Genomic DNA, 13,995 nt, shown 5'->3' on the forward strand with positions numbered 1-13,995 from the left:
GTGCAAGATGCACGTTGCCCAACCCGCCGAAATATCAGGCGCAGGCCGCCAGCTACGCTGCCTGAGCCCCTGCGGAGCAGCGGCAAAGATTTGGTCGGCTGATGAGATGTCGTTGGGTGTGGAAGGTGTTGTCGATCGCGGCACGAGTGGTGAGGAAGCGCTGGGCTGAGGCTGAAGCAAAAGTAGAGCCACACGGCTCGGCGGATCACCGCCGCAGGGGGGCGCCAACATGACTTTCTGAACTTCAACTTCCGAAGGTTGGAGCCCGCGTGACCTTTTCGACGGGACGGTCGTGACTATGCGCTGACGGTTCGCGGCCCCGTGGAAGCAAACAATGGCGAGAGCCTGACGCGACTTGCGCCGGCCGGCGTCGGCGTAACTCGCGTGGGCAACTTCAGCGTCGCCGATGCGATTGCTTAAGGGTAAGCTCATGCCGCAGCTTGAAGATTTCAATCCTGGCGACCGCGACACCATCCATGCCGTCTTTGTCGGCGGCGGCGGCGTGCCCGCTCGCATTCGGGGTGTTCGTCGACTTCTTGGTCGATCAATTGCGGCCACGGTCGGTTGCAAGAGACAAAAAACACCAAGAAGGTCCATTGCACAAAACCGAGCGGCTTTTTGGTGTGTGATGATCGGGAATCCAGCCGCAGGCTCCCGCGATCCGAAAAGGTCTACTGCGGCGCTCCCCACCTAAGCGTCAGGCCGATGGTGCGAGGACGCAGAGGCGTGATGGCTTGGGCGTCGGGAAGGCGGAAAGGGTCGCTGTAGGCGAAGGTGTTGGCTTCGGTGTCGAACAGATTGTCCACGAAGATCGTCGCGGTCCAAGCCGACGCTTCGACGCCAAAGGCCAGTCTTCCCGTGCCGTAATCGCCCATACGATATTGTTGGCGTCCGTCGAACGTCAGGCGCGACGCGCCGACGTAGGAAAGGCCGCAGTCCGCAAGCAACGCCAAACGCTCGCCCAGCGGACGACGCCAGCTGAAGCCGACATTCGCAGAAGCCCGAGGCACCCCCGGCAAACTCGCGTCTCGGCGGGAATCAAACCGCGCGCTGGGCGAGGTGATGCGTGGGTCGGCGACAAGCCCGTTGGCGAAAAGCTCAAGCGTCTCGGTGGGACGCCAGTTGGCCTCGACCTCGAAGCCCTTGTCCGCGCCGTCGCCGACGTTGACGACATAGGCCAGGCCGCTGGGCAAAAATTGGTCGCTCTGCACATTGCGCCAGCGTGCGGCGTAGACGGCGGCGCGGAAGCGGGCGCGGCCGTCCGCCGATCGGTACTTGGCCCCCAACTCGGCGTTCCATAGGCTGTCTGGCTTGTACTGGCGCGCCGGTGAATCGGACAGGCCGCTGAAGTCCTGGCCGATGACGCCGGCGGTGTTGAAGCCGCCGGCCCGATGCCCACGACTGACGAGGGCGGACAGGTTCAGGCGATCGCTGGGCTGCCAGGCGAGGGCGATCTTGGGCGTGAAGCCGGCGGATTCCCCGCGTCCGTCGAACGATCGCGAGCGGCTGAACTGTCGAACCAGGGAGGTGGTGTCGTATTCAAGGGCGTAGTAGCGGGCCCCGGCGGTCAGGGTCAGGTCGTGGGGCAGGTCCAGCGACGCTTCGCCATATACGGCGGCCTCGTTCAGCCGGTCGCGCCGCGCCTCGGAATAGATGGCGCGAGGCTCGGGCGTCAGGGCGGACAGGACGGGATTGGTGCGTGTGGTGTTGGACGACACCAGACCGCCGGCCAACCAGCGCCAGCGACCGATATCGGGAGAGACGAAGTTGGCCTCGCCGACGACCAGGTGAATATCCTTGCCTTCGTCCAGCGCGCCGATGCGCCAGCCCGATCCAAAGCGACGAAGGGCGCTGGAGGCGTCATAGCGGCTCTTGAAACCATGCTCGACGACCGAGACCGAGGCGTTCAGCCGGCCCCAGGCGCCACGTCCCTCGATCGAGGCCGAGCCCTGGTCGAAGCGGTTCTGATGCGGTTCGCGAACCAGATTGGCGCGCCTCAAAGGGCCGAGGCCGCGATAGACGTAGTGGGTGTCCTCGGTGACGATGGACTGGTGAACGACGCCGGCGCGCGCCGTCCAGCCGGGCGCAATCTCCAGCGCGGCGGACAGCCGGCCGCCGCGCCGCGTGCCGTCATTGACCCGCCGCAGGTTCAGTTCGACGTCGTTGATATAGCCGCTGTAGGTCTCGCCATAGAGGGCTGCGCGGATCGCGGCGCGGTCGCCGGCGATAGGCAGGTTGGCGACCAGGCCATAGTCGGAGTTCCAGCCGCCGCCGTCAGTGCGCGACCGGGTCGCAGAGAGCGACAGAGATTCCTCGCCCATCGCCGGAGCCCGCGTGACGATACGCACGACGCCGCCGATGGGGCCGGTGCCGTACAGCGTACCTTGCGGGCCGCGCAGCACCTCGACCCGGTCGATGTCGATCAGCTTCAGATCCGGGTCCGGGGCGGCGTATGTGACCGGCGTCAGGTCGAGGTACAGGCCGACGGTGGATTGGGTCAGGCCGGTGAAGACGCCGTCCGATATGCCGCGCAGCAGGATCTTGTTCCGGCCGGGGCCGAGATTGGTCACAGTCATGCCGGAGACGAGGCTGTCCAGGCCCTGCATGCCCGTGACCCCAGCACGGGTGATGCGATCGGCGCCGACCGCCGTCATTGCGGATGAAGAAGACTGGATCAGCTCGGGTCGGCGCGGGGCGGTCACGACGACTTCGCTGACTTGAGCCACGTCTTCCGGCGACGCCACAGCAGCATCGGGGCGTGGGGCGATCGGTCGAGCGGGAACGGGCGGTGCGCTTAGTTGCCTGCTGATGATCACAGCGCCGTCCTGGCGGATGGCGTAGCGACATCCGCTGCCCGCCAGCAATCGCGTAAGGGCCGCGTCCATCGACATCCGGCCACTGATCGCTGGGCTGACGCCTGCACACGACGTCAGGCTGCCGCCCAGTGAAACGCGGGCCTGAAGCGCCAGGTCCAGCAGGGCGTCGTCTACGGACTGGCGCGGGATGTAGATGTCGAGCAGGCGCGCATCCGCCTGCGCCGGCGTGCTCAGGGCCGTCGTGGCGAGCAGAAAGAGACTGGGAAGAAGGGCGGCGGCGTGTGGCTTGGACCGGCCGAGGCGTTCGGGCCGCCCGCCCTTAACCGACCTCACGGGTGTTGACGCGGACTTCACGCGAAGATGCGTCCACGCGGACGGGGGCGAAATCCTGCAACTGCTTCAACATCACGGCCTCGTCGCCAATGCGAAGGGCGCCGGTGAACCGCAGCGCCCGAGCCGATGTCGATAGCACGACCGGCTTGTCGAGATAACGCGAAAGATCGTCCGCGACATCGGTCATCGGACGGTTGCGATAGACCAAAACTCCCTGACGCCAGGGTGATGTCTGGTTCGGAGGCATTTGCGACAGGGCCGGGGTCTGCTCGCCGCGCTGCGCCAGCGCCTGACCGGCGACCAGGCGGACCTTGGGCGCGTTGACGGGGGTGACGGCGACGACGCCACGCTCCACGGCGACGGCGAAACGGTCGCCATGGTTCAGCACGTTGAAGGCGGTGCCCAGCACCTCGACCTGATGATCGCCGGCCGCGACGATGAACGGATGGGCAGGGTCGTGGGCGATGTCGAAGGCGGCTTCGCCCTCAGTCAGCGACACCGAGCGGTTGTCGCCGTCGAATCGGACGTCCAAGGTGGAATGGCGGTTCAGATAGACGTGCGATCCATCTTCGAGCGCGACCGTCAGGGGCGCGTCGGTGGTGGCGTAGATTTGCGAGCCCGGCGTCAGCCACAGGAACAGGCCGACCGCCAGCGTCACGCTGGCGGCGATGCCGATCGCCGCGCCCAGCCAGGGCAAACGTGTCTTGGCGCGACGTGCACGTGCAGCGGCGAGGTCGATGACCGGGGTCTCTGTCGGTGCGGCAGGGGCGTCCAGATCGACCCACAGGCGCTCGACGGCGTCATAGGCGGCGGCGTGGGTCGGCGACGCCTCCAACCAGTCCTGGAATTCAAGCCAGGCGGATTCGGGCGCATCGTCGTCACGCAGGACGACGAACCAGTGCAGCGCCTTTTCCTCGATGTCGGTTTGTGCGGTCATCCGATCCCAGCCTGGAGGAACGCCGTGCAACGCGCCTCCTGATAGCAAGACGGCGCCGCCAAGCTTTCACCTTCAGACAAATTCCCCCAGGGCGTGAAAAGCACCGGCATCACGGTTGAACCTTGCGGGAAAGAACGCGCAGCGCGTCCATCATGTGCTTCTCGACCGAACTGCGCGAAATGCCCATTTGGACGGCGACGTCGGCATAGCTGACCCCCTCAAACTTGTGCAGGCGAAAGACCGTCTGAGTCTTGGGCGGCAAAGTGTCCAGGGCGGCGAGAAGGCGCGCCAGTTTCTCGCGCCCGGCCACGACCGCCTCTGCCGAAGGGGCCGCGTCCAGGTCTTCGGCGGCGCCCGTCTCGTGGTTCAGCTGACGCCACTGGGCGTCGCGGTTGGCCGACCGCTGCCCTGACCGCCAGCGATCCATCAGCAGGTTGGAGGTCAGGCGATACAGAAAGGCGCGAGGATTGTCGGGCGGCGGGTCGGGATCGAGCGTCGAGACCTTCAGATAGATGTCCTGCAGCACGTCATCGACATCGTCCGACGCGCCGCCCAGCCGCGCGCGGCAGAACCGGGCCAGATCCTCGCGCTGCTCAAGATAGGCGGCGATCAGGGGATGCGCGGAAGGCGCGGTCAAACGGGCGAAGTCCTCTCGTGCAGCCAAACGGGCCAAGACCTTCAATGCCGTGACGATTTTCATGAGGCAAGGGTTGGTCGGCGGCGTCCTTGTCATGAAGGCGCCGTGTCGCGGCGATGAGCAGGACCCAGATGCGCGCGTTTGCAGGACATGACGGCACGACGGCCCCGGTTCTTTCGGTCGGCTAGGGCGTCGTCGTGTTCGATCTCTGGCGCTCGGGCTTCATCCGCCGTCCCTTAAGCAGCTTCATTGACCATGAGCCGCGCGCGGACGAGATCGTCTGGCTGCCCGACTGCGGGCCTCATGCCTATGTCGCGGACCCGTTCGGGATCACGCGCGACGGGGTGCTGACCGTCTTCGTCGAGGCGTTCGACTATCATGTGCGTCGGGGCGAGATTCACTATCGTCAATTCGACGCCGACGACCGGCTGGTGGGGCAGGGCGTGGCCCTGTCCGAGCCCTGGCACCTGTCCTATCCGACACTGATCGAGGACGGCGGCGAACTCTACATGCTGCCGGAAGGCTACAAGAGCGGCGGGCTGATCCTCTATCGCTGTGTCCGTTTCCCGGATCAGTGGGAGGCGGTGGCCCGCATCGGCGAGGCGGCAGCCGTCGACGCCACGGTGGTGAAGCACGACGGCCGGTGGTGGATGTTCCATGCGCTGCCCGGACCGGACGACCGGGCGATGCGCGAACTGCACATCGCCTGGGCCGACAGCCTGACGGGGCCGTGGACGGCGCATGCCGGTAATCCGGTGCTGAGCGGTTTCCAGACCTCGCGGCCGGGCGGGGCGGCATTCGTGCACGACGGCGCGCTTCATCTGCCGGTGCAGGACTGCGCCGTGACCTATGGCGCAGCGATTAATCTGCTGCGGATCGATGTGTTGTCGCCGGACGCGTTTTCGGCGGTGGTTATGAAACGGTTTGAGCCGGGCCATCTGCTGGACGGATATGGCGACGGCTTTCACACCCTATCGGGTCACGGCGACGTCACCTTCATCGATGTGAAGGGCATCCGCCAGTCGTCGGCGGAGCCATGGCTGAAGGCCGGCTTCAAGGCGCGTCGCCTGCTGGGCCTGAACGGGCCGCGCGGTCGCCGCGCCACCGGCGCCGCCGTCCATCCCACGATTTTCGAGACCGCTTCCGTTCGGAAGGAAGGCTAGACCATGCGTATCGCCGTCGTTTTGCCGCGAGGCTGCACCTTCTGTCCGGACAAGACCAACTCCATGGAGACGGTGGTGCGCACCCTGTCCGCGCACAGCCGTCTGAACCGGTTGGTGACGCTGATCGCCGATGCCGGCGGGCCGACGCCCGCAGGCGTGCAGATGGTGACGGTGCCGGCTGGGCTGGGCCGCAAGGCGCGAAATGCGGCGGTGATGGACGTTCTGGCGAAACTGTCGCCGGACATTGTGGAATACCATCAGCAGCTGAAAGCGGCGTCGGAGTTGGCGCGGCAGTTGCCGGACGCGATCCACGTTCTTTATCGCCACACGCGGATCAAGCCGTCGCGCAACCTGATCGAACGCTTGCGCTATGGCCGTCGTCTGGCGCGGTTCGACCGTCTGGTGTTCGTCAGCCGTGCGGCGGGTGAAGAGTTCGCGACGGATTATCCGCGTCTGGCCGGGCGCGTTTCGTCGGTTTGCAATCCGATCGAAAGCGACGTCTGGCGTGCATCGCCCGAGCAGCGCGAGAAGCTGATCCTGTTTGCGGGACGGGCGATGAAGGACAAGGGGCTGGACCTGTTCTGCACCGCTCTGGCCGAGACGTTGGATTGCTACCCCGACTGGCGCGGCGCGTTGATGCTGGGCGACTGGGACAAGCATCAGGATTGGGCTGCGCCACAGGTGCGGATGCTGGAGCGGTTCGGCGACCGGGTCGAAATCCACAAATCAGCATCGCTGGACGCGGTGCGGGCGATGACGCAGCGCGCCGCCATCGCGGTCACGCCGTCGCGGGTGCGCGAGGCCCTGGGACTGGCCGCGCTGGAGGCCCATGCGGCGGGCGCGGCGCTGATCTCGTCGGGACGCGGCGGCTTGCGCGAAGCCAGCGGCGAATATGCGCTGTATATCGACGTCGAGGAGGCCGGCTCGTTGACAAGCGCCATGATGCGTCTGGTCGAAAACCCCGATGAACGTCTGGCTCTGGCGCGTGGCGGGCAGGCCTATGTCGAGCGGGTGCATTCGCCGGCCGCGCGCGCCGCCGAGTTGGATGCCTTGCGCGAGGCCTTGGTCGATAAGGCGTTTGTCACGCCGAAGCCGACGCTGCGGAGGCGTCCTCTGTTGGGGCCGGCGGCGTCGCTGACCCGGCTTCAGGGCTAGGCTTCAGCCTCTTCGGATAAAGCTGTCGTAAACGTGGGTGACCGCGTCGAACCGCACGCGCGTCGGCTGGTCGCCCAAGGGGGCAGCCTGGAAGTAGAGATCAATCAATCCTGCGGCAACGGGATCGGCGATCTTGTCGGTGTTCCAGCCCAGCAGAAGGCGACCGCCCGGGCGTAGGATGGCCGCCAGAGCCTTCAAGGCCTGCTGCTGCTGGTCGGGACTGTCGACGCCATAACCCAGCACGCCGTTGCAGACGACGGCGTCGAAGGTCAGGTCCGAGAACAGCCGATCCGCCTCGCATATGTCGCCGGTGCGGTGGCGACCTTCGCGGCCCCAGCGTGCGGCCGCCGGATCGATGTCGGTGGTCCAGACCTCGCCGCCCTGCGCCTCCAGCAAGGCGTAGTCGTCCAGAGTATACTCGCGGCAACCGACCCACAGGATGCGCCCGCCGTCGGCTGCCAACGCTGGAACATAGCTGTCGGCCATCACCTGTCGGTCGGGCAGGGCGCGGATTCGCGCCGCCTTGGCGGACCGTCGCCTGCGGTCGGCGTCCTTACCGAAGATCAGACCCCTGACGAGCGTTCCCAGACCCACGTGCTTCCCCTTGGACTGTTCGATACGGTTGTTATCGAGGGGGCGGCGATCTGTCTCGCGCTTTTCCGGGCGTTTCGGATCGCCGGGCTTTGATGTGGCGAAACGACCGCCTACTGACGGCGCATGATCCAGGACGCTCCTCCCCCCGTCACGCCCACCGCCTTGCCCGAGATCGTCGTCACCGCCGCGCGTCTGCCGCCGGCGGCGGCTGATGCTGCGTTTTCTGTGGTGCGGATCGATGAGGCGGTCTTGTCTCGGTCGTCGCGTCTGGACGAGGCGCTACGGTCCGTGCCGGCGGTGTCGCTGTTTCGACGCACCAGCAGCGCGGCGGCCAACCCGACGACGCAAGGGATTTCGTTGAGGGCCATTGCGCCGTCCGGGGCAGGTCGGACGCTGGTGCTGCTGGATGGCGTGCCGCTGAACGATCCGTTCGGCGGCTGGGTCATCTGGTCCCAGGCGACGCCGGAATCTCTGGAGAGCCTGGATGTGATCCGGGGGGCGGGCTCGGGCCCCTATGGCGCGGGCGCGCTGACGGGCACGATCACCCTGCGTGAACGCGCGAAAGGCGGCGCGGTGGATGTGTCCGCGTCCGAGCGCGGCGGGTTGCGGGCGGCGGGGTCCGCCTCCACGCGACTGGGACCTCTGGCGGTGACGTTGAGCGGGTTGCGCGAAGTCAGCGACGGCTATGTGCCGGTGCGCGGGCCGGCGGCAGGCGCCGCGGACACGCCGCTGGATCTCGACAGCCGAAGTGCAGCGCTGCGCGTCGATACGGCCTTGGGACAGGCGAACCTGTCGGTCAGGGCGGCGACCTGGAAGGAGGATCGCGGATCGGGTCTGGCCGGAACGCGCGCCAACGCCAGCGGGCACAGCCTGAGCGCCACGGCGGCTCAGACGCCGTCGGCCGACGGCTATGGCTGGCGGCTGCAGGCATGGCGGATCGACAGTAATCTGGCCAACAGTTCGGCCTCAGTGTCGGCCGATCGATCGACCACGACGCCGGCCAACGATCAGTTCAAGACCCCCGCGACGGGATGGGGACTGAACGCGGCGCTGCGCCGCCGCATGACCGATTTCGCGGGCGGACGGCTAGAGTGGGAGGTGGGCGCCGATGCGCGCTTCAACGACGGCGAAACCAACGAACTGTTCAGCAATCCGACAGGAGCCGGCTTCACCCGCATTCGGCGTGCGGGCGGGGAGACGGCGGTGGCCGGGGCCTATGTCGATGCGTCCTGGACCGCGGCCGACTGGCTGGTGGCCGGCGGACTGCGGGTGGATCGGTGGGAGAATGCCGGCGGATTCCGTCAGGAGAACACGCTGGCGACCGGCGCGGTCCTGCTGAACGAAAGTGATCCGGATCGGTCGGGCGAGGTGGTCAGCGCGCGTCTGGCCCTTCGGCGTGATCTGGGCGGCGGCTATGCGGCGCGGGCGGCGGCCTATTCCGGATTCCGGCCGGCGACGCTGAACGAACTGCACCGGCCGTTCCGCGTCGGCAACGACATCACCGAGGCCAACGCCGCCCTGACGCCGGAAACGCTAAAGGGCGTGGAGACGGGATTGGCCTTCGACCGCGAGGGCATGCGTTGGGGTGCGTCGGTGTTCTGGAATCAGATCGAAGACGCCATCGTCAATGTGACGCTCGGGTCCGGGCCGGCGACCTTCCCGCGCGCCGGGTTCGTGCCGGCGGGCGGCGTGCTGCGCCAGCGCCAGAACGCCGGGACCATCGACGCCTGGGGCGTGGAACTGACGGGGGCGCTGGACCTGTCGTCAGCCGTGTCGCTGAACGCCGCTGCGTCCTGGACCGACGCCGAGATCGACGGCGGATCGTCCGCCGCGCAGCTGACCGGGTTGCGTCCCGCACAGGCGCCGGAATGGAGCGCGACGGCCGGGCTGGATTGGCGCGCGACCGATCGACTGACCCTGGCGCTGGCGGCACGTTATGAATCGAGCCGGTTCGACGACGACCTGAACAGCCGGGTGCTGGACGCCGCCGTGACGCTGGATGCGCGAGGGGAATGGGCCTTCACGCGGAACGCGACCCTTTGGATGGCCGCGGACAATCTGTTCGACGAGAATGTCGAGGTGTCGGAAACGGGCACGGGCGTTGCCGGATATGGCCCGCCGCGAACGCTCAGCATCGGTCTGCGGTTGAGCTATTGAGCACGCGGACCGGCTGTCTTCTCGACCAGGTTTTTGCGCGACGCACAGATTTCGTCCGCCTGACGGGTGAAAAAGACCTTCAATGCTGTTGCGCGAGGCCGCTGGCGCGCTAAGCGCTAAAGGCGGTCGATCCACGGCCGCAGATCCCAACGACGAGCCTGTCATGTCCGAAGAATTCTACCGCATGAAGCGGTTGCCGCCCTATGTCATCGCCGAGACCAATGCGATGCGCGCGGCGGCCCGTGCGGCAGGCGAGGACGTGATCGACCTGGGGATGGGCAACCCAGACCTGCCGCCGCCGCAGCATGTGATCGACAAGCTGATCGAGGTGGCCAGGAAGCCCGACGCCCACGGCTATTCGGCGTCACGCGGCATCCCCGGCCTGCGCCGCGCCCAGGCCAACTATTATGGCCGCCGCTTCGGCGTCGATGTGGATCCCGAGACCGAGGTGATCGTCACCATGGGCTCCAAGGAGGGGTTGGCCAGTCTGGCCACCGCCATCACCGAGCCGGGCGACGTGATCCTGGCGCCCAATCCGTCCTATCCGATCCACACCTTCGGCTTCATCATCGCTGGGGCTGCGATCCGCAGCGTGCCGACTACGCCGGACGAGAAGTATTTCGAGGCGCTGGAGCGGGCCATGGCTTTCACCGTGCCGCGGCCCAAGATCCTGGTCATGAACTATCCGTCGAACCCGACGGCGGAGACGGTCGATCTGGCCTTCTACGAACGCGTCGTGGACTTCGCCAAGGCCAACGACCTGTGGATCATCAGCGACCTGGCCTATTCGGAGCTGTACTACGACGGCAAGCCGACGGTCTCGATCCTGCAGGTGCCGGGCGCCAAGGACGTGGCGATCGAGTTCACCTCCCTGTCCAAGACCTACAGCATGGCGGGCTGGCGCATGGGGTTTGCGGTCGGCAACAAGAAGCTGATCGCGGCGATGACGCGGGTGAAATCCTACCTCGACTACGGCGCCTTCACGCCGATCCAGGCGGCGGCGTGCGCCGCGCTGAACGGGCCGCAGGACATCGTCGAGCAGAACCGCAAACTCTATCACCGCCGGCGCGATGTGCTGGTCGAGAGTTTCGGCCGTGCGGGCTGGGACATTCCCAAGCCGGCCGCCTCCATGTTCGCCTGGGCGCCCTTGCCGCCGGCGCTGAAGCATCTGGGCAGTCTGGAGTTCTCCAAGCAGCTGCTGACCCACGCAAAGGTCGCGGTGGCGGCGGGCGTGGGCTATGGCGAGAACGGCGAGGGCTTCGTGCGCATCGCCATGGTCGAGAACGAACAGCGCATCCGCCAGGCCGCGCGCAACATCAAATCCTATCTGAAATCGCAGGGCGTCAATGTGCCGCCCAGCCGGGAAGACTGACTATGCCGTCTGGACTGATCGCGCTGCTGGACGACGTCGCCGGCATCGCAAAGCTGGCGGCCGCGTCGCTGGATGACGTGGGAGCGGCGGCGGGCAAGGCCTCGACCAAGGCCGCCGGCGTGGTGGTGGACGATGCGGCGGTGACGCCGCGCTATGTCATGGGCCTGTCGCCCAGCCGCGAGCTGCCGATCATCAGCAAGATCGCGCTCGGGTCGTTTCGCAACAAGCTGATCTTCATCCTGCCGGTGGCCTTGGTGCTCAGCGCCTTCGCGCCCTGGGCCATCACCCCGATCCTGATGTGCGGCGGGACCTATCTGTGTTTCGAGGGTGCGGAAAAGCTGTTGGAGGCGATGGGGCACGGCGGGCATGAGGATGCCACGCCGGTCGCGCGCGATGCAGCGGCGCTGGAGAAGACGACGGTGTCGGGGGCGGTGCGCACCGACCTGATCCTGTCGGCCGAGATCATGGCCATCGCCCTGGCCGATGTCGCGGCGCAGCCGATCCTGACCCAGGCCGCTGTGCTGGCTGTGGTCGGCATCGCCATGACCGTCGTCGTCTATGGCGCAGTCGGCCTGATCGTGAAGATGGACGACATCGGCCTGCATCTGGCCCAGCGGCCCAACGGCGGGGTGCGCGCCCTGGGACGGGGTCTGGTCAAGGGCATGCCGATGGTGATGAGCGCCTTGTCGGCGATCGGCACGGCGGCCATGCTGTGGGTCGGCGGCGGCATTCTGCTGCACGGTTCTCATACGCTGGGGCTGCACTGGCCGGCCGTGCCGGTCGAGCATCTGTCGCATGCCGTCGGCGAACTGTTCGGGCCGTTGGCCGGCGTGATGAGCTGGCTGACGACGGCGGTGGCCTCGGCCGTGATCGGGGTGATCGTCGGCGGGGTGGTGGTGCTGGTCCTGCATCAGGTCGCACGCCTGAGGTCCGAGGAATCGCACTAGGAGCGAGCCCGGCTGTCACGCGGGCGCCATCCGCAACAGCTAGAGGCCGCACGGCTGTTGTTGGAGTTGTTCATGTCCCTGTCGCGTCACGTCGCCGCCGCGTGTCTGGCCGTCTTGTCGATCGCGGGCGCCGCCTGTGCCGGCGCGCCGGTCGCCCAGCCGACGGTTCAGGCCGCCGCGCCTCAGGCATCGGCTGCGGCCCTGACGCCGCCCAAACTGATCGTGACCATCGTGGTCGATCAGTTCAGCGCCAACCTCTTCAACCAGTATCGCAGCCGCTACAGCGGCGGCCTGCGCCGGTTGGCCGACCAGGGACTGGTGTCGATCAACGGCTATCAGACCCATGGTCTGACCGAGACCTGCCCGGGCCACTCCACCGTTCTGACCGGCATGCACCCGGCCGAGACCGGCATCCCCGCCAACGACTGGATCGACGGCAAGACCGGCAAGGAGGTCTATTGCCTGGCCGCGCCGCAGAACCATCTGGCGCACGGGCGCGACGACACCGACAACGGGCCGGTGGGCCCGGACCAGTTGCGTGCGACCACGCTGGGCGACTGGCTGAAGGCCGTCAGTCCGGACAGCAAGGTGATGGCGGTGTCCGGCAAGGATCGCGGGGCGATCAATCTGGCCGGTCATCAGGGGCAGGCCTTCTGGTTCACTGACGGGTTTGGACTGACGACCTTTGTCGAGCCGGGTCAGACGGCCGCGGCGAAGCTGGCGCCGGTCGCGGCGTTCAACCGTGACTTCAACGCCTGGACGGCGGAGACGCCGACAGCCTGGGACTATCAGAACACGGACTGCCGGGCGCTGGCGGGCGACTGGACCATTCGCGGCCAGACCTTCCATTCGGTGCTGCCGCCGGCGGGGCTGAAGTTCGACACGTCGCCGCTGCTGGACGAACAGACCCTGAAGGCCGCCGAATATCTGCTGGACAGCCAGAAGCTGGGGCAGGGTGCGACGACCGACATGCTGGGCGTCAGCCTGTCGGCCACCGACCGGATCGGCCATATGTACGGCACACAGGGGCCGGAGATGTGCGAGCAGATGCACCGACTGGACGCGGCGCTGGGCGTCTTCCTGGACAAGCTGGCCCAGGTTCCGGGCGGGGCGTTAGTGGTGCTGACGGCCGATCACGGCGGATCGGACTTCGTCGAGCGGCTGCATGAGCATGGCTATCCGCAGGCGCACCGCGCCGACACCGATGCGATCAAGGGCGTCAACGCCGCGCTGAAGGCGCGCTTCAATCTGGGCGCCGATCCGCTGCAGTCCGGCGGAAGCGGCTGGATGGTCGCCGATGCGGACCACAGGTCGCTGCCCGATCCGTTGCGGACACAGGTGGCGGAGGCGGCGGTCGAGATGCTGCGCGCCCTACCGGACGTGGCCTTCGCCGAGACGCGCGACCGGCTGCTGGCAGAGCCTCTGCCCGACAGCCGTCAGCCCGAGATGATGACGGTGCGCGAGCGGATGCGGTTGTCGACCGTCGCCGAGCGATCGCCCGACATCCAGTTCGCCTGGACCCAGAACACCACCTCGGGTGGCCGCGTCGGTTCGACCCTCGCCGGACACGGCACGCCTTGGGAATACGACCGTCGCGTGCCGATCATCTTCTGGTGGCCGGGCGCCAAGGCCGAGGAGCGGTTCCTGCCGATCCGGACCGTCGATATCGCCCCCACGCTTGCCCATGTGATCGGCGTCTCCACGCCCCAGGTCGAGGGCCGATGCATCGATCTGAACGGGTTTGCCGTGGCGGCTTGCGGGGCGGCGGTCAGATAAACTCCTGTTTCCAGCCGTCAACTCATGTTTCCTGAGGGGAAGGCGGCCTTACGCAGCGCGGGTTTCGTTGGCAGAAGAGGGCGAAATCGCCCAGGCGGCCCCATTTTG

At 67.1% G+C, this 13,995-nt stretch carries 10 protein-coding genes; 6 read left to right on the forward strand and 4 right to left on the reverse strand.

Features of this window, described 5'->3' with window-relative positions; all coding sequences use genetic code 11:
* Positions 1–671 precede the first annotated feature (671 nt).
* The 3 genes from ASF31_RS02390 to ASF31_RS02400 form a co-directional block, all read right to left on the reverse strand.
* Complete coding sequence (locus ASF31_RS02390; protein ID WP_055753142.1) at positions 672–3,149, reverse strand: TonB-dependent receptor; 2,478 nt, start codon at positions 3,147–3,149, stop codon at positions 672–674.
* Positions 3,136–4,086, reverse strand: coding sequence for a FecR domain-containing protein (locus ASF31_RS02395; RefSeq protein WP_055753143.1), 951 nt, complete (start codon positions 4,084–4,086; stop codon positions 3,136–3,138). Before ASF31_RS02395 ends, ASF31_RS02390 begins: the two co-directional genes overlap by 14 nt.
* A 109-nt stretch (positions 4,087–4,195) precedes the next feature.
* On the reverse strand, positions 4,196–4,723 hold the full coding sequence (locus tag ASF31_RS02400) for an RNA polymerase sigma factor (protein ID WP_235551224.1): 528 nt from the start codon (positions 4,721–4,723) through the stop codon (positions 4,196–4,198).
* Between the two features lie 197 nt (positions 4,724–4,920).
* On the opposite strand from ASF31_RS02400, the gene ASF31_RS02405 reads away from it, so the two are divergent.
* Together ASF31_RS02405 and ASF31_RS02410 are read left to right on the forward strand one after the other, a co-directional pair.
* Positions 4,921–5,886, forward strand: a complete 966-nt coding sequence (locus ASF31_RS02405) for a hypothetical protein (protein ID WP_055753144.1) — start codon at positions 4,921–4,923, stop codon at positions 5,884–5,886.
* A gap of 3 nt (positions 5,887–5,889) precedes the next feature.
* On the forward strand, positions 5,890–7,041 hold the full coding sequence (locus ASF31_RS02410) for a glycosyltransferase family 4 protein (RefSeq protein ID WP_055753145.1): 1,152 nt from the start codon (positions 5,890–5,892) through the stop codon (positions 7,039–7,041).
* A gap of 3 nt (positions 7,042–7,044) precedes the next feature.
* On the opposite strand, the gene ASF31_RS02415 is transcribed toward ASF31_RS02410, so the two are convergent.
* Positions 7,045–7,635 carry a bifunctional 2-polyprenyl-6-hydroxyphenol methylase/3-demethylubiquinol 3-O-methyltransferase UbiG gene (locus ASF31_RS02415; protein WP_082464974.1) on the reverse strand — a complete coding sequence of 197 codons (591 nt, stop codon included), beginning with the start codon at positions 7,633–7,635 and terminating at the stop codon, positions 7,045–7,047.
* A 123-nt stretch (positions 7,636–7,758) separates the two neighbouring features.
* Here ASF31_RS02415 and ASF31_RS02420 point away from each other — a divergent pair, with 123 nt between their 5' ends.
* From ASF31_RS02420 to ASF31_RS02435, 4 genes are all read left to right on the forward strand, one after another.
* The gene (locus ASF31_RS02420; RefSeq protein ID WP_055753146.1) at positions 7,759–9,792 is read left to right on the forward strand and encodes a TonB-dependent receptor; all 2,034 of its coding nucleotides are present in this window, start codon (positions 7,759–7,761) and stop codon (positions 9,790–9,792) included.
* Between the two features lie 163 nt (positions 9,793–9,955).
* The gene (locus tag ASF31_RS02425; protein WP_055753360.1) at positions 9,956–11,164 is read left to right on the forward strand and encodes an LL-diaminopimelate aminotransferase; all 1,209 of its coding nucleotides are present in this window, start codon (positions 9,956–9,958) and stop codon (positions 11,162–11,164) included.
* 2 nt (positions 11,165–11,166) lie between these two features.
* Complete coding sequence (locus tag ASF31_RS02430) at positions 11,167–12,111, forward strand: DUF808 domain-containing protein (RefSeq protein WP_055753147.1); 945 nt, start codon at positions 11,167–11,169, stop codon at positions 12,109–12,111.
* Positions 12,112–12,183: 72 nt separating this feature from the next.
* Positions 12,184–13,887: an alkaline phosphatase family protein gene (locus ASF31_RS02435; protein ID WP_055753361.1), complete on the forward strand. Its 1,704-nt coding sequence runs from the start codon at positions 12,184–12,186 to the stop codon at positions 13,885–13,887.
* Positions 13,888–13,995: the final 108 nt, after the last annotated feature.

It is taken from the genome of Brevundimonas sp. Leaf280, assembly GCF_001422455.1.
In the GTDB taxonomy this organism is placed as follows: Bacteria; Pseudomonadota; Alphaproteobacteria; order Caulobacterales; family Caulobacteraceae; genus Brevundimonas.

Excerpts from the sequence above, each read along its gene's own strand:
- ASF31_RS02395 (WP_055753143.1), bottom strand. The coding sequence starts at position 4,086 with ATGACCGCACAAACCGACATCGAGGAAAAGGCGCTGCACTGGTTCGTC.
- ASF31_RS02410 (WP_055753145.1), top strand. The coding sequence starts at position 5,890 with ATGCGTATCGCCGTCGTTTTGCCGCGAGGCTGCACCTTCTGTCCGGAC.
- ASF31_RS02420 (WP_055753146.1), top strand. The coding sequence starts at position 7,759 with ATGATCCAGGACGCTCCTCCCCCCGTCACGCCCACCGCCTTGCCCGAG.
- ASF31_RS02425 (WP_055753360.1), top strand. The coding sequence starts at position 9,956 with ATGTCCGAAGAATTCTACCGCATGAAGCGGTTGCCGCCCTATGTCATC.
- ASF31_RS02430 (WP_055753147.1), top strand. The coding sequence starts at position 11,167 with ATGCCGTCTGGACTGATCGCGCTGCTGGACGACGTCGCCGGCATCGCA.
- ASF31_RS02435 (WP_055753361.1), top strand. The coding sequence starts at position 12,184 with ATGTCCCTGTCGCGTCACGTCGCCGCCGCGTGTCTGGCCGTCTTGTCG.